This is a genomic window from Pandoraea apista (assembly GCF_001465595.2).
Classification (GTDB): domain Bacteria; phylum Pseudomonadota; class Gammaproteobacteria; order Burkholderiales; family Burkholderiaceae; genus Pandoraea; species Pandoraea apista.
Map to the genome: position 1 here is coordinate 2,971,032 of NZ_CP013481.2, position 18,466 is coordinate 2,989,497.

Sequence of the window (18,466 nt, forward strand, 5' to 3'; positions counted from 1 at the left end):
GGCGCATTACGCATTCAGGAGACAACTTGAAGAACCTTCAACGCAATCTGAGCGCACGGCATATCCGCTTTCTGGCGCTCGGCTCAGCCATCGGCACCGGGCTGTTCTACGGTTCGGCCTCGGCCATCCAACTCGCCGGTCCGGCGGTGATTCTCGCTTATATCGTGGGCGGTGCAGCCGTGTACATGGTGATGCGCGCGCTCGGCGAGATGGTGGTGCGTCAGCCGGTATCCGGTTCGTTCGGCCGCTATGCCCGTGACAATCTTGGTCCGCTGGCCGGGTTCCTCACGGGTTGGACATACATTCTGGAAATGGTGATCGTGTGTCTGGCCGACGTGACGGCATTCGGCATCTATATGGGATTCTGGTTCCCGGATGTGCCGCAATGGATCTGGGTGCTCGGCGTGGTGATGGTGATCTGCGGCCTGAATCTGTGCAACGTGAAGGTGTACGGCGAGATGGAGTTCTGGCTGGCGCTGGTGAAGATCGTGGCCATCGTGGCGATGATTGTCGGCGGTGGCGTGATTCTGTTCGCCGGCGTGCAGTTGCATGGCGAACACGCCCCGGCGGTGAGCAACCTCTGGTCGCATGGCGGCTTCCTGCCCAATGGCTGGGGCGGACTCGTAGCGTCGCTGGCTGTGGTGATGTTTGCGTACGGCGGGATTGAAATCATCGGCATTACGGGCGGAGAAGCCAAGAATCCCGAGAAGGTGATTCCGCGCGCCATCAACGCCGTGCCGCTGCGCATTCTTCTGTTCTACGTGCTGACGATGTGCGTGCTGATGGCGATCTTCCCGTGGACCGGGATCGGCAGTCAGGGCAGCCCGTTCGTGCAGATTTTCTCTGGACTGGGGATCAAATCGGCAGCGGCGATCCTCAATCTGATCGTGATCTCGGCCGCTATTTCCGCCATCAACAGTAATATCTTCGGGGCGGGCCGCATGATGTTCGGCATGGCCGAGCATGGTCAGGCGCCGGCCGCTTTCTCAGCCACGTCGCGCCATGGCGTGCCTTGGGTCACGGTGCTGGTGATGACAGCCGCATTGCTCGGCGGCGTGGTGCTCAACTATCTGATTCCGGAAGGCGTGTTCCTGATCATTGCGTCGATCGCGACGTTCGCGACGGTGTGGGTCTGGTTGATGATTCTGCTCTCGCAGGTGGCAATGCGCCGGCGCCTGTCGCCCGCCGAAGTCGCGGAACTCAAGTTCAAGGTCCCGTTGTGGCCGATCGGGCCGGCACTCGCGATCGCATTCATGCTCTTCGTGATCGGCGTGCTCGGTTACATGGAAGACACCCGCGTTGCGTTGTATGTCGGCGCCGGCTGGATCGTGTTGATGTCCATCGCTTATCTGTTCGGTGTCAAACCCAAGGAAGCGCAGGTGCGCGCCCCACTGAGCCTGGAATGAGCCTCACATGAAACGTACCTACTGGAAGCACTGCCACGTTGCCACAATGCGCGACGGTCGTTATCACGCTATTGAAGATGCGGTGATCGTGACCGCCGGCAACCGGATCGAGTGGGTCGGTCCGCGCAGCGAGCGCCCGGCCCCCGGGGCCGACGAGTGCGTCGATCTTCAGGGGGCGTGGGTCACGCCCGGTCTGATCGACTGCCACACGCATCTGGTATTTGGCGGCAACCGTAGTCTTGAGTTCGAGCAGCGGCTGCAAGGCGTGAGCTATGCGGAGATCTCAGCGGCCGGCGGCGGTATCAAGCACACGGTGCGGCACACGCGCGATGCGACGGAAGACGCCCTCTTCGCGTCGGCGCGCAAACGTTTGCTCGCACTAATGCGCGACGGCGTGACCACGGTGGAGATCAAGTCGGGTTATGGTCTCGATCTGAACAGCGAGCGCAAGATGTTACGGGTGGCCCGCCGGCTGGGCGAAGCGTTGCCGGTTACGGTGAAGACGACGTGTCTGGCTGCGCATGCGGTGCCCTCGGAGTTCGCAGGCAAGGCCGACGAGTACGTGAACTACGTGTGCGCCGAGATTCTTCCGAAGCTCGCCGAGGAGCATCTGGTCGACGCAGTGGATGCCTTTTGCGAGACGATTGCGTTCTCACCGGCACAAGTGATGCGGGTGCTGCTGCGCGCGCAGAAGCTGAAGTTGCCCGTGAAGCTGCATGCGGAGCAACTCTCTCCGCTCGGCGGTTCGAGTCTCGCCGCCGAACTGGGCGCCCTGTCGGCCGATCATCTCGAGTACATGACTCCCGAAGACGCCGCCGCAATGGGACGCGCCGGCACGGTGGCAGTGCTGCTGCCCGGCGCCTTCCACATGTTGCAGGAAACACGACGTCCGCCTGTCGACTTGCTGCGACGCTACGGCGTCGATATTGCAGTGGCGTCCGACCTGAATCCCGGGACTTCGCCTGCGTTGTCGCTGCGTCTGATGCTCAACATGGCCTGTACGCTTTTCGGCCTCACGCCCGAGGAAGCACTCGCGGGTGTTACGCGAAATGCCGCCAAGGCACTCGGCATGCTCGACACGCACGGCACGATCGAAGCGGGCAAAACAGCGGACTTCGTGGCATGGGAGATCGAGCGCCCGGCAGAACTCGCCTATTGGCTTGGCGGCGATCTGCCGTCGCGCACGGTGCGCAACGGGCAGTGGCGCGATCTCGCCACTGTCTGAGTCTGTCCGACCAAGAGGAAACGCTTCCATGGCAACCCAACTGGCGCCGATGTCCGGCGATGGCGATATGCCGGTCTGGCAAGGACGCACGGATATCGGCGAGCGCGGCGACACGCGCCGCCTATTCAATGTGGTGCAAGACATCAAGCCACCTGCGGACGCGGCGCCCAAAGGCACCCCCGTGCTGCTCGGGTTCGCCTGCGATGCGGGCGTCAAACGCAATCAAGGCCGCATTGGCGCCGCCGACGGGCCGCAGGCGATTCGGCGTGCGCTGGCCAATTTGCCCGCACACGACATTGCGTGTCTGTACGATGCCGGCAACGTTACTTGCGATGGCGATGATCTCGAAGCCTCGCAACAAGCACTGGCCAAAGCCGTATGCCGTCAGCTAGACGCCGGGGCACACCCGGTAGTGCTCGGCGGCGGGCACGAAATTGCCTGGGGCACCTGGCAAGGGCTGCGCGCACATCTCGACGCCAAGGGCGACCGCTCGCGTGTACTGATCCTGAATCTCGACGCGCACTTCGACTTGCGCACAGCACGTCCCGGCTCATCAGGTACCCCGTTCGATCAGATCGCGCAAGCCTGCGAGTCGACCGGGTTTCCGTTCGATTACACCTGCCTCGGCGTGAGCCGACTCAGCAATACGGCATCGCTGTTCGAACGCGCCCGTGAATTGAATGTGACCTACGTCGAAGACACCGACATGCAGGACCGGCATCTGGATGCCCGTCTCGCTCAAATCGATGCGCTGATCGCAGAGGTCTCACATGTCTATCTGACCATCGATCTCGATGTGTTGCCCGCACCCGTCATGCCCGGAGTCTCCGCCCCCGCCGCATATGGCGTGCCGTTGCCGGTCGTCGAAGCCATCGTGACTCATGTTCGCCGCTCAGGGAAACTTCGCGTGGCCGATCTCGCCGAGTACAACCCGCACTTCGACCCACTCGGCACCGGCGCACGCGTCGCCGCTCGACTCGCTTATCGTCTGATTTGACTTCGATGCTGCCGCGACCGACGCTTCGTCGCGCGGCATCGTTATCTTTTGCCTATTCTCTACCTCACGCGCTCAACCCGCTCCACACTCCCGCTGTCAGACGGACCGGGGCCCCTTTCCACCTCTCAAACATAAACCCAACTCGCTGCAGAAAGCGGCCCCGGTCCGTCCCTCTCCTCTCCCCCTGTCCTTCCACCGAAACCTCCTCTCCCTTCTTTGTCTATTTTGTGTTTCGACCCCTGGGATGAATGGCGTGCGGCTCCGCCGCCCCCTGCATGGCATTCTCGCAGCCTAATACAAAGTATTAGTTTTTCTTAAGTTTGTTTCGTTTTTCCCCCTTCCCTCTCTACAATCGCCAGAAATTCTTATATCAACTCTTCGCAGCGCCTCAGATAGGCCCTCCCGCCCCCTGATAACCGCCGCCCGGACCGGAGACTCGCCGATGAAGAAGCGCGCAGACCTCGACGTCAGATCGTTGCGGATCTTCGAAGCCGTCGCCTCCGCAGGCAGCCTTTCTGCCGCCGCCAGCACACTCGGCATCACCCAGTCCGCGATCTCTCAAGCCATCGCCCAAATCGAACAAACCGTCGGGACCCGGGTGCTCGATCGCTCGCGCCGCCCCCTCAAACTCACGCCCGCCGGACTCGCGCTTTCTCGCCACGCCCGTCAGATTGTCGACGACATGGATCGGCTCATCGCTCAAGTCCAAGACGCCGATGTCGCCAGCCGCGCTGCGGTTCGTGTAGGCATGATCGATTCGTTCGCCGCCACTGTCGGCCCCTCCATCGTCCGCCAAATGTCTGGCAGCACCAGCGAACTGCTGCTCTGGTCGGGCCTCGCCAACGGCCACGCGCAAGCCCTCCTCGCCCGTCACCTCGATCTCATTGTGACCAGCGACCCCATGAACGACATGGAACGCCTAGTGCGCCGCCCGATCTTCACGGAGCCGTTTGTCGTTGTCGTACCCAAGGCTCGCGCAGCCGAACTCGCAAAGGCCGATCTCAGCGAACTGATCCGCACAATGCCGCTGATTCGCTTCTCCGGACGCTCGCACTTCGGTGCCGTGATTGAACGCCACCTTCGACGCACCGGCCACTCACCTCGCATGCACCTCGAAATCGATACGTCGGACATTGTGATGTCAATGGTCGCCGCCGATCTCGGCTTCACGATCGCGACCCCGCTATGCCTGTTGCAAGGTCGTGCGTCGCTTTCTGAATTGACCGCACTGCCTCTGCCAGGCCCAGCGCTGTCGCGCACTATTTATCAGGTCTCGCGCGAAGGCGAGGTGTCCGAGATGGCCTCGCAGTGCTTTCTCGCCGGTCGCATGGCACTCGAACAGGAGGCGTTTCCGGAACTGCGCCGCATCATGCCCTGGCTCGGCGAACGTCTGTCACTTTGCTAATACCCAACGAATTCACGCCACCGCCCCGGGCGCCGGGCCAGATGGATCTCACCTGAAGCGCGCCCAACGTTCAACGCGAATAACACACTACCTACATGGAGACACGCATGAACCTTTCCCGACGCAAGTTCCTTCACACAAGCGCGACCCTTTCCGCCGCAGCCGCCGCCGGCGGTCTGTCTCTGCCGGGGATCGCCCGCGCCGCAGATGCCGTGACGGTGCAATACGGCGGTTCTGCCTGGCTGGGACACTACCCGGCCTATCTGGCAATGAAGTCCGGCGCTCTGGCAAGCGCAGGTATCGACCAGCAATGGCAGTCGTTCGGCACGTCGTCTGCGCGCATGAGCGCCGTACTCTCGGGCGGTATCGATATCGCCTGTACGGGCATCGTATCGGCGCTCGCGCTGATGGCTCGCGGCGCCAAGCATTTCTCGATTGTGGCGGTGCCGGAGAGCTTCGGCCGCGTGGAAGGTCTGTTCGTGCGCGATGGCGTGAATTCGCTGCAAGACCTCAAGGGCAAGAAGCTGGGGGTAACGTTCGCGTCGAGTGCGCATCTGCTGGTGCTGGATTTGCTCGGCAACGCCGGTCTGTCGAACGATGTGACGGTGCTCAATGTGCCCGCCCCTGAGTTGCCGGGCGCAATTCAGTCGGGGCAGATCGACGCCGCCGCCGCCTGGACGCCCCAGTTCAATCGAATCCGCGCCATGTCGGGCATGAAGCTGCTGGCCGACGACACGCAGTTCTCGCTCTACAAGAAGTACAACGTGACGCCGGGCCCGGACGTTCTGATCGTGCGCAATGCATGGGCGGAGAAGAATGCGGACGCAGTTCGCAAGTACCTGAAGGTGTATTTCGATGCCTGTCAGACGCTGCGCGACAAGCCGGACGAAGCGGCACGTACGCTGATCGCACTCACCGGCATGTCGGCACTCGACCAGATTGAGACGATCAAGGGCGCGGAGTGGTACAGCATCGCCCAGCAAACGCAGTTGATGAAGTCGCCCGGCAGTTATGTCGATGGTCTGCAACGCCTCGCGGAAATGCTGGTGACGTACAAGCAAATCGACAAGGCACCCGCCGTACGCCAGTGGATCAACACGTCGTATCTGTAATTCCCGCAGATGGATCAGTGCGCCGATATCCGTCGGTAGACGTGCCGGCGCACGCTCGAGGAGTCTGATTGTGAATCATCGTCAACCGTCCCGCGCCACGTTGCTGGGCGTGGGGTTTGCGTCCGTGGTCGTGTTCCTGCTCGCCTGGGAAGCGGCCTGCCGCACCGGGATCGTCGATCCCCTGTTCCTGCCGCCACCGTCGGCTGTCGGAGAACGCATCGCGTCGATGCTGGCCGACGGCTCGCTGCTCTCGAATGTGCTCGCTTCCACGCGCCGCGTGATGACGGGCTTCATCGCCGCAACGGTCGTGGCCATTCCGCTCGGCATTTTGCTCGGCACGTCGAGCTATGCCCGTGCCGCGTTCGATCCGATTCTGTCGTTCCTGCGTCCGCTGCCGTCGATGAGCTGGATTCCGCTCTCGCTGCTTTGGTTCGGTATCTCAGAGACGCAGAAGTACAGCATCGTGTTCATGGGCACGTTCGCCCCGGCGCTGGTGTACGTGATCGAAGCCACCCGCAACGTCGACCCGCTGCTGATTCGCGCCGCCAAGAATCTCGGCGCGAGCAACGCACAGGTCATGCGCGAGGTCATTCTGCCCGCGAGTCTGCCGCAGATTCTCTCGGGCATGAAGATCATCCTTGGCCTGTCGTGGACGTGCGTAATCTCGGCCGAACTCGTCGCCGCACGCGAAGGTCTGGGCTTTCTCATCATGAACGGCAAGGAGTTTTTCCAGACGGAAGTCGTGGTGCTCGGCATGGTGATGATCAGTGTCACTGTGCTGGTGACGGATATCGTTTTTCGCGCCATCGAGCGCAAGGTATTGAGGTGGCAAGCATGAACGATCGCATCGATTCCCCCGTTGACGCGCAACGCCTCCCCGTAGGTGACTCCACACGCAACGCCGAAACCATGATCGCCATCGACGGCGTGTCGAAGCGCTATGGCGACTTTCAGGCGCTTGAGCGTGTGGATATGAATATTGCACGCGGCGAGTTCGTGGTGTTACTCGGGGCGTCCGGCTGCGGCAAGTCGACGCTGCTCAATCTGATTACCGGCTTCGACGCGCCGACGACCGGCCGGATTCGCGTGAATGGCCGTGAGGTGAAAGGCATCGATCCTCATTGCGGCATGGTGTTTCAGCAATACGCGCTGTTTCCCTGGCTCAATGTGCTGGATAACGTGGCCTTCGGTCTGAAGATGAAGGGCATCGACAAGGCCACCCGCTACGCCACGGCGCGCCGCTACATCGAGATGGTCGGTCTCAAGGGCTTCGAGGATCGCTTTCCGAAGGCGCTCTCGGGCGGTATGCGACAGCGCGTGTCGATCGCCCGCGTGCTTGCCAACGACCCTGACGTGATTCTGCTCGACGAACCCTTCGCCGCGCTCGATGCGATGACGCGCCAGGTGTTGCAGGAAGAATTACTCCAGATTTATCAGAAGAGCGGCAAAACGATTGTCTTCATCACGCACTCGATCGACGAAGCCCTGATGCTCTCGACTCGCATGGTGATCATGAGCGCACGCCCGGGACGCGTGGCCTGTGACTTGCCGAACGACTTGCCGATGCCGCGCGACGCGCAAGTCCAACTCTCGCCACGCTACAACGAACTCAAGTCGCAAATCTGGAACACCGTACAGACCGAAGTCATGCGCAGTCTGGAAAGTCAGGCCGCGTAACCTCCGGCAAGCCCCCGCATTTCTATCGTCATGTCCAATCAAGTCACTTCCTCTCGCCCCGCGCGGGATACGTTTCCCGCCTATCAGGCGGGCGCCGGCTGGAACGCGCTGCTGCCGTCGCGCAGCCCGCACACGAAGCCACCTCTGGCGCGCAGTTTCGACGTTATCGTGATCGGCGCAGGCTTCACCGGTCTGGCCGCCGCGCGTCGTGTGGCGGAACTTCGCCCGGACGCCACGGTACTCGTGATCGACGCCACGACCGTCGGCAACGGTTCGGCAGGACGCAACTCGGGCTTTCTCATCAACCTGCCGCATAACACGGGTATGGGCGGCCACGGCAGTCCGGTGGAGGTTGCGCGCAAGCAGATCCGTCTCTACGACATCGGTCTGAAGTGGCTGCATGAACTCGTCACGACGCATGGCATCGACTGTGGCTGGAATCCCGTCGGCAAGTATCACGCCGCCGCAACGCCCGACGGCGAGCAGCGATTGCGCGACACGCTCGCCCAATACCGCGAGTGGGGCGTAACGTATCGGGAACTGTCGCGCGACGCACTGCAAAGCGAAATCGGCACGGACTATTACGGCTACGGCTATCACTCGGACAATAATGTCTTCGTGCAACCCGCAGCGCTCGTGCGCGGTCTGGCCGATAGCCTGCCTGCGAATGTCCGGCTGTGGGAGACCGAACCCGTGGTATCGCTTGATGGCAACGGCCCCTTCACGGTGACGACCGCCACAACAACACTAAGTGCCACGCAGGTGATCGTCGCGAACAACGGCTTCGCTCGCAAGCTGGGACTCGCGCGCGATCGCGTATTCACGATTTACACGTACGCGGCCATGACCCCTGCGCTCTCTACCGACGAGCTTGCCAAGCTGGGGCCGGCCCCTGAGTGGGGGGTGATTCCGGCGAACCGGCTCGGCACAACGCTACGCAAAACCCTCGGCGGTCGCTTTGTGGTGCGCAGTGCGTATTCTTACGAGAAGGAGCGCCCGATGAGCGACGTCAGCGCCATGCTCACCGACGCGTATCGCCGCCGCTATCCACAAATGGCTTCGCACAAGTTCGAGCATGTCTGGGGCGGCGTGACGGCGCTGACCCGCAACGGCGCGCTGTATTTCGGCGAAATTCGCAAGAACCTGTTCGCCTCGCTTGGCTGTAATGGCGCAGGCGTGCTCAAGGGCAGCATGTTCGGCAAACTGCTCGGCGAGATGGCCTGCGGGCAACAATCGCCGGAGTTGTCCGACGCGCTGGGCTTCGAGCGGCCAACCTGGCTGCCGCCCGAGCCGATCCGCCGCGTGGCAATCGTCTCTGCAATTCAATATCAGAAGCATCGCGCCGGGCTCGAGCGCTAGGCGAGACCGTCCGCCAGGCACACCGCGCCGCCGGCGGGGCGACATCAGCCCTGCGAAGTCACGGCAGCCGGTGAGCGCGGCGCGATGCGCATGCCGGCAAACGAATTGCTACACTTCCCTGATGCGGCAGATGCCGCTTTTTTAATAGGGTCCCTCAGATGTACATCGTCGAACTGACTTACGTGCAATCCGCCAGCGCCATCGACGCGCAACTCGAAGCCCACCGCCAATTCCTCGACACGCAGTACGCGCGCGGATTGTTCATTGCGTCCGGGCCGAAGCAGCCGCGCAATGGCGGCGTCATCATTGTGTCCGGCAAGGTCTCGCGCGACGAACTCGACGCAATCCTTGCACAGGACCCGTTCCAGATTCACGCGTTGGCCGACTATCGTGTCGTGACGTTCGACCCGGTCAAGTTCCATCCGCAAATCGCCGATCTGCGCTGATCGGGGCGCGCGGCCCGCCGTCTCCGGTTCTCGACGTTTCCGCAGGCCGCGCCTGTACCTCGTGACTCTCGTCTGACGCGGGGGCATCCGTGGCAGACGTCTCACGCGTCTTCCACCACGGAAAGCGTCTGGCCATCGGCCACGGTCGCGTCAAGTGCGTAGGGATCGACACCCTCCAGACAACCGATGTTCGCCCGCCACATGCCGGGCGACGTACGCGATGCATGAAACGGGTAGATACCGCAATGCTTGCAGAAGTAATGACGGGCGACGCGGGTGTTGAACTGATAGCACGTCAGGTCTTCCTCGCCCGACAGGATATGCAGATTGGCCTCGGGAAAGGCCGGCGTCATCAATGCCCCCTTGCGCCGGCAGAGGCTGCAATTGCAGCGCGAGGCCGGCTCGACCGGCGTCTGGACCTCGAAGCGAACCGCCCCGCAGTGACAGGACCCTTGCAACCATTCAGATGACATAGTGTGACCCTCCTGTAAGCCCGCGGCGTTGGCGCGGTCACTGACTGCATTTGTATCACTGCGCGTCGCCTTCCGGTGTTTCGGTATCACCTAGCCCGTCGCACCGGACAAGTGACGCGACAACTCGTGCTGCCGACAGAGCACATCGAAGTTCTGCGCGAGGTCGGCCAGCGAGATCGCTCCCAGCCGCGCGATGAGGATCGACTCCGCCTCGCGCAACGCCCCGTCGAGCGCCGCATTTACTGCCCGCTCGACGGCGCATTCCGGGGCGTCGCTCTCCACACCAATGGCGAAGATGTGCGGCCCGCCCACGGCGCGGTGAATGTCGAGCAGTGTGACATCGCGCAGGTCGCAGGCGATGGACCATCCTCCGCCGTGCCCCTTGCCGGAGCGCACATAGCCTGCGTCGCGAAGGCCTGCCATGGTGCGTCTGACCACCACAGGGTTCGTGCGCAGCATCTGCGCGAGCTGCTCGGAAGTGAACGGAGCGTCGTGCCGCGCCATATGGAGCAAGACGTGCAACATGCGTGAAAGACGGCTATCGCTCCTCATCGTAACCTCAACGATCCAGTGCCTGACGCGCGAACCACGCATGAATGAGGCCGCTCTGGAAAAAGCGCACCGGTGCGTCGAAGCCGCCCTCCCGGATTAGCTCGCTCACTGCCTCGGGTGGGACCACGGCAACCTGCGAGCCATAGATCCCTTTCGCTCGCTCACGCGCCTCCGGGTTCACCGACATCATCTCGAACCAGACGTCGAGCAAACGCCGGCCTTCGTCCGACGTCATCTCGCATGCCAGGTCGGCGCTCGCGAGGGGGGCGCCCCGGCGCAACCGTTCCGCAATGCCGCGGAAGAACCCCCGACGCTCGACCGGATCGGTCACGAACTGGGAGACAAGGATCGACGTCGCAGCGTCGAACGGCGCCATCGCCGGCAACGAATCGAGATACCCCTGATGAAACTCGCAGCGCGATGCGATACCTTGCACCTCGGCCTTACGGCGAAATACCTCGAGCATCGGCCCGGACGGCTCCACGGCAGTGAAGCGCCAGCCGGGGTGGCGTTCGGCGAGATACAGAACCTCCGCCCCGGTGCCCGCACCGACGCATAGCACACGGGCCGCTTCCGGCAACGTTGCAAAGACATTATCCAGCACCAGTTGCATGGCCTCGCGCAAGGGCGCCATGGCCTGCCAGGTCTGATCGTACGTTGCTGCGTGCTGGTCGAACATCGCTAGCGTGTCTGGTTGCATGGCCCGACTCCCGCCTTAATGTAACTTTTGGTGTTTCATAATGCCATGAAGCAGAGATGCCGTGCAAGCACGGGCCCGATCAGCGTCTCCGGCAGGGATCGACTGCAAGCCGCTTGCGCAACACTGCGCCCCCGCGGAAATTGACAGGCGAGGCTAAACACTGGCAGGTGCCGAAAGCGCCCAACCCCATGCGCGTGTCGGAGTTCGATGCTTTCGATTACCAGATCTCGCAGCGCACGCAGATCGGTGGCCAGGACACCCTCAATCGCACCATTACCCAGCAAACGCAAGCCACGCTTTCCGCGAGCTACCACCGCTCGCTCTGGGCCGGCGTGCCGCTCAATCTGACGACCGACCCGAAGTCGCAAAACTACGAGTATGTGAAGGTTCAGGACTCGGCAAGCAGCGAGATCGATATCGGCTATCGCGACGGACTGCTGGCTCGTGCGCAGGCACGCCGCACCGCCAGCCAGTCGACGCAAGTCATGCGCTATGAATTGGCCAGGCTCGTAAGCGACGTGACGACGCCGCTTTCGGGGGCGAGCAACATCGACCTGACGCCGCTGCTCCAAACTCTACTCAGGAACGACGCGGCTCACTCCGAGACATCGGCCACGAATGCCCCGGACGACGATGCCAACGCGACGCAAAGCGAAATCCGCAAGCGCACACGGCTCGAAATCGACCCGTCGCGTCTGAACGTCTAAACGGCCACTAAGCGGTGTCTTCGGCCGCGACAGCACAATGTCGTCGCGGCCACGGTCCACCCAACGGCTTACCCCTCCTGTCCCTGCGCATTCGATGCAGGCACTTCCGCCCGTTGGCGATACCACACGGCATAGATCGCCGACAGCGCCACGATAAACGGCACGCCGTACACCAGCGTCATGCGGAACTCGTCGGTGAAATACGTCGTGACGAGTGTTGCCAGCATGAGCAGCGCCCCGGCAAGACTTGCGTACGGATAGCCCCACATGCGGAACGTGAGCGACTTCGCATCGTGCGCACGGCGGAAGTACAAGTGGGTCACGAAGATCATCAGCCAAGTGAACATCGCCCCGAACATCGAGACGGACATCATCAGCGTGAACGACGCCTGCGGTGCGAGCACGTTCAGCGCCACGGCCAACGCAATGCCGATGGTCGACAGCATGAGCGCCGCGACCGGCACACCATTGCGGCTGACCTCGCCGAAGCGTCGCGGCGCGTAGCCGGCGCGAGACAGGCTGAACATCATGCGCGTCGTGATGTAAAGCTGGCTGTTCATCGCGGAGAGTGCCGCCACGAGAATCACCAGATTGATGACGCCTGCCGCACCCGGGATGTGCGTGGCGGCCATTACCTTGACGAACGGGCTGCCGTCTTCGCCCGCCGAACTCCACGGCACGACGGCAAGCGTGAGCGCCAGCGTGAGCAGATAGAAGAACACCAGCCGGAACATCGTCGCGCGGAAGGCACGCGTAATCGCGCGCTGCGGGTCCTGCGCCTCGCCCGCCGCCACCGCGATCATTTCGATGCTCAGATAGCTGAAGATCGACACGATGACCGCCACCCACATGCCCCACGCGCCCTTCGGGAAAAATCCGCCATGCGAGGTGTAGTTGGCGAGCCCGATGCCGCTGGCTTGCGGCGCACGGAAAACGACATACGCCCCAAGGATCAGGAACACGACGATGGCCACGATCTTGAGCATCGAGAACGCGTATTCCACCGCGCCGAACACCTTGACGCTAGCCGCATTGATGCCGATCAGTCCGGCCGAGAAGCCAACGATCCAATACCAGCCCGGCACCGCCGGGAACCAGTACTTCATGTACACAGCGATGGCCGTGACCTCAGTGCCGACGGCGAACACGATCGACGACCAGTACCCATAGCGCACCAGAAACCCCGCCAGCGGCCCGATGTAATGTTCGGCATAGGCACCGAACGATCCCGACGTCGGATGCGCGACCGTCATCTCCGCCAGACACCCCATCAGCAACAGCGCGATGGCGCCACCGATGGCGTAACTCAGCAACACGCTCGGTCCGGCAAAGCCGATGGCGAACGCACTGCCCAGAAAGAGGCCCGTGCCGATCGCCCCGCCAATGGCAATCATCGACAATTGCCCGCTGCTCAGGCCGCGATGCAGCCCTTTTTCTCGCTCGACAATGCTGTCGAAGCCCGGTTGTGTCGTACTCAAGGTTGTCTCCTGTAATGCCGAAAGTCGTGTTTAGAAACTGTGTTCGATGCCGAAGCCGATGCCCCGGTAGTGCGCGCCCGGCGGCGCATTGACGCCGTTGCCTATCGTCGGGCGCGGCGAAAAGCCGTAGCTGCCCCACACGCGGTTGATGACCTGGTAGTAGGCGAGATAGACGTCGGTGCGGCGCGAGAAGTCGTAGCGATAGCCAAGGTTGAGCTGCGTCGCGCCGAGGCCATCGGTGTTGCACACCGCGCCCCCCGTACGCGAGCACGCACCGTTCATCGCATAGCCGCCACCGAGCCAGACGGAATGCTGACCGCCGCCGAACCAGTGCTGGACCATCGCGTAAAACGCGTCGCGCTGGTATCGGTTCAGGTTGCCCGTGGTGCCGTCGTCGGTGCGGTAGGTCAGCCGATCCCACCCCGCGACCCATTTGGTATGCGCATAAGTGAAGACAATCAGCACTTTGTGCGCGTCGTCGCGCGAGCCCGTGGCACGCGAGCCGGGATTGGACGGATTAGCCGAGGGCGGCGCGCCGAGCCACGCCAGCCCGAAGTAGTCCTTATGCATTTCGTACGCATAGCGCACGCGCAGCGGGCCGTTCAGATACTCCAGCCCGGCACCGAACACTTGCGGCGAAATGCTGCCTGCGGGCGTGGTCATGCCGCCCTGCGAGAGCGAATACGAGAGCCGCATGTGGAACCCCGCCCAGTCCGGTGACCAGTACTGAAGGCTGTTGCCCTGACGGCGGTTGAACGTGGCGTCGGCCGCGTTACCCACACGCCCCGACTGTGTCGTTGTGTTCGGCACATTGAAGCCGGGATTGCTCAGGATCGTGCTCAGATCGCCGGTGTACGGATTTCTCACCGGCGAGCCGACCGAGAGCGTCGACCATTGATACGGCGTATCCCAGTTGCCGAGAAACGCCGTCCCGAACGGTCCGCTCAGCCCCACGTTCGAGTTGCGCCCTGCGATGGAACCGGTCGACTTGCCGTCGATCGACACGGGCGTCTCGATCTGCCAGATCGCCGCATATCCGTCGCCAAGGTCCTCCTTGCCGCGCATGCCGAAGTACGAAATGCCCGACATCATGCGCGTGCCGCTCGCCGTCGGCGCGTTGATGGCGCCCGCCGGCGCCTGAGTCGGACGCGGCGCAGACGCCGGTACCTGTTGTGCGCTCACGCTGACCCAGTCTGTCATCGGCGTGAGGTGTCCATAGATTTGCACCTGCGCCTGCGATACCTCGCAAGCGCCCATGCCCAAGGCCATCGCCAGCAGGGTGCCGTGCATGCCGGCGCGAGGCCGCGTCGAACCGTGACGCAGGAAACCACGACATGCCCCTCGATCCCGCAACGCGCCGCGCATGGTCGCTTAACCCGGTAACGCGAAACCGCAAGCGGCCAACGCCGCGTGCAGCCGCGCGTGTTGCTCGCTCGTCAGCGCACTGAGCGGCGGACGCAACTGCGCCCAAGCCCGGTCGTCGCGATGCGATGCCAGCACCGCCTTGAGCGCCGGAATCATGGGGAAGGATTGCACAATGGTGCGAACGGCATCGGCCTGTGCCTGAAGTGCGGCGCCGTCTGCGGACGACCACTCGCGGCACAACCGTCCGATCAACTGCGGATTGATGTTGACCGTCGCCGAAATACAGCCCTTCGCCCCCCTGGCGGACGCGCGCGACACGAGCGACTCCGATGCCGGGAAGATGCCGAAACCGGGGAAAGCATCGAGCATCGCACTCAGGTTGTTCCAGTCGCCCGAACTATCCTTGATGCCGACGACCGTTTGCGGGAAGTCTCGAATCAAGCGCTCGATCACCGGCAATGTGATCGGCACGCCCGAGAGTGCGGGGATGTGATAGAGGTACAGCCGCAAACGGGTGTCACCGACCTGCTCGATCACCCGAGCGTAGTAGTCGTACAAACCGTCGTCGGCGATGCCTTTGTAGAAGAACGGCGGGAGCATGAGTACGCCGGCGCAGCCGCGTGCCACGGCGTGACGCGTGAGTGCGACTGTCTCGGTTAGCGAGCAGCAACCCGTGCCCGGCAGCATGCGGCGCACGTCGAGCCCATGCTCGACCAGATGATCGAGCAGTGCCATGCGTTCGCCGGCACCCAGCGAGTTTGCTTCGCTATTGGTCCCGAACGGGGCCAGGCCCACGCCGTGAGAGAGCAACCATTCGCAATGCGCGAGAAAACGGGGGGCATCCGGCGTCAGATCCGCGTGAAACGGCGTGACGACGGGCGCAAACGCCCCGGTCAATTCGTGATCGACCATGACAGTTCCTAAGAGGGAGAGAGAGATGAACGGCGCTGCCGGTGCCGAGCCTTGCGGCTCAGCGGCTCAGGCAGACGCGCACCGCATCAGGGCGATGGGTTGATTTCGTGCAGGAATTGCAGGATTTCGCGGCCGAGCGAGTCGTCGCCCGAATCGATGTGCGCCACAACCGACGTATGGTTGTGGTCACGCACCTGACAGAAGCGCGGCGCGTGGCCGTCTCGTTGCGACAGCCGGTGACAGAACTCGAGCGCGTAGGTATCGAGATGGGGATTCTCGAACTCCGCAACCACGATCATGACGGGCACGGGCATGGCGTCGGCATGTGCCATTGGGGCGTCCGACGCGTGCCGCTCAGGGTTCTCGCCGTAGTACGCCACAACACCCGGTGCGTTCGGATTGTCGGGCAGCACATCTGCGCGCAAACGCGCACTGATCAGCACGGTGCCGGCCACCTCTGGCTGCGCAGGCCGCACGCGTGGGTCGCAAAGATAGCTCGCAACGTGCGAGCCGCCCGCCGAATGACCGATCAGCAAAATGCGCGTCAGATCGGCGCCGCCCTCACCCGCGTATTCGCCGATATGCTCGCGCACCCATCGCATGGCAGCCCCCACATCTTGCGCGCCGCCCGGAAACGGGGCTTCGGGCGCCAGCCGATACTCCACGTTCACTGCCACACAGCCGTGACGCGCGAAGTATCGCGGCAAGTTGCCGTAAATCTGCGCGTTGGCGTTCATGTCGCCCCGCACGAACCCGCCGCCGTGCACGAACACGACGACCGGCGCCGGGGCGTGCCGCGTCGAATCGGGACGATAGACGTCAAGCCGATGCCGCGCGTGAGGTCCATAGGCCAGATCGCGCACAACGGTATAGCCATCGCCCGGCATCTCGGCCAGCAGCGGCGTGTAGGTCTCGAGCACAACACGCCGGCCGGCGGCAATGTCGTCGGCCCAGCGCGGGCCGAGCGTGCGCATTTGCGCTCGTGCCGCCTGCCAGCCCGCCGTACTCGTCCGAAGGGTCTGCCCGCCCATCAGTAGACCCCCATCAACTGCGAGAGCTGCGCAATGTACCCGGCGTAACGCGGATGCTGCTTGATCGTCTGTGGCGAACGCGGTCTCGGCAGGTCGATGACGACTTCTTGCTGAATTTTCCCCGGCCGCGCCGACATCACGATCACCCTGTCGGAGAGGAACACGGCTTCCTCGATACTGTGCGTCACCAGCAACACTGTCTGCCGGTGCTCCTGCCAGATGCGCAGCAGTTCGACGTTCAGGTTGTCGCGCGTGAGCGCATCGAGCGCACCGAAGGGCTCGTCCATGAGCAGTACCTTCGGCTCGAGCGCCAGAATCTGACCGATCGACGCGCGCTGGCGCATGCCGCCCGATAACTCATGCGGGTGATGATCGGCAAACTGTGCAAGTCCCAGCATGTCGAGCAGCGCCTGTACACGAGGCTCGCTCTTTTCCTTCGGAATCTTGCGCAGACGAGTGCCCAGCAGCAGGTTTTGCCGAACGGTGAGCCAGGGCAGCATATTGCTCGTCTGGAACACCACACCGATCTCGGGCACGGGACGCGCCACGCGCTGTCCGGCCACGCGCACCTCGCCGCCGTCGTGCGGCACCAGTCCCGCCACAATGCGCAGCAGTGTGCTCTTGCCGCAACCGCTCGCCCCGAGAATCGACACGAACTCGCGATCTGCGATCGAGAGCGACACGTCGTCCAGAATTCTCACGGGCGAGGCCTTGCGCTGCTTGGCGGCGAACGTCTTGTCGACGTGACGCACTTCGATCATGGCGCTTTGCGGCAGCACTGCCGTGGCCGGCGTCGCGGGCATTTCGTCGGTCTGCCCGGCGTGCCGCGCCGCGTGGAGTTGCGTTACGGTTTTCGTCACGGTACTCATACGTTGATCCCTCGCCACCAGACAAAGCGCGCCAAACGTTCGATGACCCAGTAGAGCACCACGGCCAGGAGCGTCACCATGAGAATGGCGGCGAACATCACGTCGGTCCGTGCAGCCGCCGACGCGAACACGATCAGGTGCCCCAGCCCTTCTTCCGATCCAATGAACTCGCCAACGATGGCGCCGATCACTGCGAGCGGCATGGCAATCTTGAGTCCGTCGGCAAACGCCGGCAGCGCCGCCGGCAGGTACAGACGCCAGAAGGTGTCCCACGGACTCGCGCCGAGCGCACGGAAGTGCTCGTCGAGATTGCGGGCAACGGAGGCGAGACCGCCCATCGTTGCCACCACCACCGGGAAAAACGCGAACAGGAAGGTCGAGGCCAGCTTCGAAGCAAAGCCGTACCCGAACCACACGATCATCAGCGGCGCAAGTGCGATCTTCGGCATGCTTTGCAATGCCGTGACAAGCGGATAAAGCGTGCGGCGGGCAAATGCGCTGTAGCTGATGACCACACCGATCACCAGACCACCCGCGACCGCCGCCACGAAGCCCGTCAGCACTTCGACCGTGGTGACCCAGGTGTCGGCGAGCATCTGAGGATGCACCTCCCACGCGGCGCGAAAGATCGCCGATGGCGGCGGCATCAGGTACGACTGCACTTTGAAGTACGTGACGGCCATCTCCCACAGGGCGAGCAATACGCCCCAAAATACGATCGTCTGTGCGATGCGTTTCATTCGATGTCTCCT

The 18,466-nt window shown here is 63.0% G+C and carries 19 protein-coding genes; 10 read left to right on the forward strand and 9 right to left on the reverse strand.

Features of this window, described 5'->3' with window-relative positions:
- Window positions 1–26: 26 nt before the first annotated feature.
- The 9 genes from AT395_RS13655 (at window position 27) to AT395_RS13695 (ending at window position 9,627) form a co-directional block, all read left to right on the forward strand.
- Window positions 27–1,406: an amino acid permease gene (locus AT395_RS13655; protein WP_042116005.1), complete on the forward strand. Its 1,380-nt coding sequence runs from the start codon at window positions 27–29 to the stop codon at window positions 1,404–1,406.
- Between the two features lie 7 nt (window positions 1,407–1,413).
- Window positions 1,414–2,631, forward strand: coding sequence for an imidazolonepropionase (gene hutI, locus AT395_RS13660; RefSeq protein WP_042116006.1), 1,218 nt, complete (start codon window positions 1,414–1,416; stop codon window positions 2,629–2,631).
- Window positions 2,632–2,659: 28 nt separating this feature from the next.
- Window positions 2,660–3,628, forward strand: coding sequence for a formimidoylglutamase (hutG, locus tag AT395_RS13665; protein ID WP_231606152.1), 969 nt, complete (start codon window positions 2,660–2,662; stop codon window positions 3,626–3,628).
- Between the two features lie 442 nt (window positions 3,629–4,070).
- Entirely contained in the window at window positions 4,071–5,033 is a 963-nt protein-coding gene (locus tag AT395_RS13670) for a LysR family transcriptional regulator (RefSeq protein WP_042116007.1), read from the forward strand.
- Window positions 5,034–5,140: 107 nt separating this feature from the next.
- Window positions 5,141–6,145, forward strand: coding sequence for an ABC transporter substrate-binding protein (locus AT395_RS13675; protein WP_042116008.1), 1,005 nt, complete (start codon window positions 5,141–5,143; stop codon window positions 6,143–6,145).
- A 70-nt stretch (window positions 6,146–6,215) separates the two neighbouring features.
- Window positions 6,216–6,983: an ABC transporter permease gene (locus tag AT395_RS13680; RefSeq protein ID WP_048629505.1), complete on the forward strand. Its 768-nt coding sequence runs from the start codon at window positions 6,216–6,218 to the stop codon at window positions 6,981–6,983.
- Between the two features lie 71 nt (window positions 6,984–7,054).
- A complete protein-coding gene (locus AT395_RS13685) occupies window positions 7,055–7,822 on the forward strand; it encodes an ABC transporter ATP-binding protein (protein WP_042118514.1) in 768 nt (255 codons plus the stop codon).
- Between the two features lie 30 nt (window positions 7,823–7,852).
- Entirely contained in the window at window positions 7,853–9,181 is a 1,329-nt protein-coding gene (locus tag AT395_RS13690) for an NAD(P)/FAD-dependent oxidoreductase (protein WP_042116010.1), read from the forward strand.
- Window positions 9,182–9,339: 158 nt separating this feature from the next.
- On the forward strand, window positions 9,340–9,627 hold the full coding sequence (locus AT395_RS13695) for a YciI family protein (RefSeq protein WP_042116011.1): 288 nt from the start codon (window positions 9,340–9,342) through the stop codon (window positions 9,625–9,627).
- Between the two features lie 101 nt (window positions 9,628–9,728).
- Here the strand turns inward: AT395_RS13695 and AT395_RS13700 are convergent, their stop codons facing one another.
- The 3 genes from AT395_RS13700 to AT395_RS13710 all read right to left on the reverse strand — a co-directional run bounded on the left by AT395_RS13700 (window position 9,729) and on the right by AT395_RS13710 (window position 11,352).
- Window positions 9,729–10,100 carry a GFA family protein gene (locus AT395_RS13700; protein WP_042116012.1) on the reverse strand — a complete coding sequence of 124 codons (372 nt, stop codon included), beginning with the start codon at window positions 10,098–10,100 and terminating at the stop codon, window positions 9,729–9,731.
- Between the two features lie 90 nt (window positions 10,101–10,190).
- Entirely contained in the window at window positions 10,191–10,652 is a 462-nt protein-coding gene (locus AT395_RS13705) for an Rrf2 family transcriptional regulator (protein WP_048629506.1), read from the reverse strand.
- Window positions 10,653–10,659: 7 nt separating this feature from the next.
- A complete protein-coding gene (locus AT395_RS13710; protein WP_042116014.1) occupies window positions 10,660–11,352 on the reverse strand; it encodes a class I SAM-dependent methyltransferase in 693 nt (230 codons plus the stop codon).
- 167 nt (window positions 11,353–11,519) lie between these two features.
- On the opposite strand from AT395_RS13710, the gene AT395_RS13715 reads away from it, so the two are divergent.
- Window positions 11,520–12,059, forward strand: a complete 540-nt coding sequence (locus AT395_RS13715) for a hypothetical protein (RefSeq protein WP_125347344.1) — start codon at window positions 11,520–11,522, stop codon at window positions 12,057–12,059.
- A gap of 68 nt (window positions 12,060–12,127) precedes the next feature.
- Here the strand turns inward: AT395_RS13715 and AT395_RS13720 are convergent, their stop codons facing one another.
- From AT395_RS13720 to AT395_RS13745, 6 genes are all read right to left on the reverse strand, one after another.
- Window positions 12,128–13,537, reverse strand: coding sequence for an amino acid permease (locus AT395_RS13720; RefSeq protein WP_042116015.1), 1,410 nt, complete (start codon window positions 13,535–13,537; stop codon window positions 12,128–12,130).
- Between the two features lie 30 nt (window positions 13,538–13,567).
- Window positions 13,568–14,827 (reverse strand): porin, encoded by a 1,260-nt coding sequence (locus tag AT395_RS13725; RefSeq protein WP_048629508.1) that lies wholly within the window; start codon window positions 14,825–14,827, stop codon window positions 13,568–13,570.
- Between the two features lie 81 nt (window positions 14,828–14,908).
- The gene (locus AT395_RS13730; protein ID WP_042116017.1) at window positions 14,909–15,814 is read right to left on the reverse strand and encodes a dihydrodipicolinate synthase family protein; all 906 of its coding nucleotides are present in this window, start codon (window positions 15,812–15,814) and stop codon (window positions 14,909–14,911) included.
- 86 nt (window positions 15,815–15,900) lie between these two features.
- Entirely contained in the window at window positions 15,901–16,788 is an 888-nt protein-coding gene (locus AT395_RS13735) for an alpha/beta hydrolase (protein ID WP_224787582.1), read from the reverse strand.
- Window positions 16,789–16,844: 56 nt separating this feature from the next.
- Window positions 16,845–17,714, reverse strand: a complete 870-nt coding sequence (locus AT395_RS13740; RefSeq protein WP_053086396.1) for an ABC transporter ATP-binding protein — start codon at window positions 17,712–17,714, stop codon at window positions 16,845–16,847.
- Window positions 17,711–18,454, reverse strand: coding sequence for an ABC transporter permease (locus AT395_RS13745; RefSeq protein ID WP_048629509.1), 744 nt, complete (start codon window positions 18,452–18,454; stop codon window positions 17,711–17,713). Before AT395_RS13745 ends, AT395_RS13740 begins: the two co-directional genes overlap by 4 nt.
- Window positions 18,455–18,466 lie beyond the last annotated feature (12 nt).

Coding starts and splice junctions, on each gene's coding strand:
- hutI (WP_042116006.1), top strand. CDS start 1,414: ATGAAACGTACCTACTGGAAGCACTGCCACGTTGCCACAATGCGCGAC.
- hutG (WP_231606152.1), top strand. CDS start 2,660: ATGGCAACCCAACTGGCGCCGATGTCCGGCGATGGCGATATGCCGGTC.
- AT395_RS13670 (WP_042116007.1), top strand. CDS start 4,071: ATGAAGAAGCGCGCAGACCTCGACGTCAGATCGTTGCGGATCTTCGAA.
- AT395_RS13675 (WP_042116008.1), top strand. CDS start 5,141: ATGAACCTTTCCCGACGCAAGTTCCTTCACACAAGCGCGACCCTTTCC.
- AT395_RS13685 (WP_042118514.1), top strand. CDS start 7,055: ATGATCGCCATCGACGGCGTGTCGAAGCGCTATGGCGACTTTCAGGCG.
- AT395_RS13690 (WP_042116010.1), top strand. CDS start 7,853: ATGTCCAATCAAGTCACTTCCTCTCGCCCCGCGCGGGATACGTTTCCC.
- AT395_RS13695 (WP_042116011.1), top strand. CDS start 9,340: ATGTACATCGTCGAACTGACTTACGTGCAATCCGCCAGCGCCATCGAC.
- AT395_RS13700 (WP_042116012.1), bottom strand. CDS start 10,100: ATGTCATCTGAATGGTTGCAAGGGTCCTGTCACTGCGGGGCGGTTCGC.
- AT395_RS13705 (WP_048629506.1), bottom strand. CDS start 10,652: ATGAGGAGCGATAGCCGTCTTTCACGCATGTTGCACGTCTTGCTCCAT.
- AT395_RS13710 (WP_042116014.1), bottom strand. CDS start 11,352: ATGCAACCAGACACGCTAGCGATGTTCGACCAGCACGCAGCAACGTAC.
- AT395_RS13725 (WP_048629508.1), bottom strand. CDS start 14,827: ATGCACGGCACCCTGCTGGCGATGGCCTTGGGCATGGGCGCTTGCGAG.
- AT395_RS13730 (WP_042116017.1), bottom strand. CDS start 15,814: ATGGTCGATCACGAATTGACCGGGGCGTTTGCGCCCGTCGTCACGCCG.
- AT395_RS13735 (WP_224787582.1), bottom strand. CDS start 16,788: ATGCGCACGCTCGGCCCGCGCTGGGCCGACGACATTGCCGCCGGCCGG.
- AT395_RS13740 (WP_053086396.1), bottom strand. CDS start 17,714: ATGAGTACCGTGACGAAAACCGTAACGCAACTCCACGCGGCGCGGCAC.
- AT395_RS13745 (WP_048629509.1), bottom strand. CDS start 18,454: ATGAAACGCATCGCACAGACGATCGTATTTTGGGGCGTATTGCTCGCC.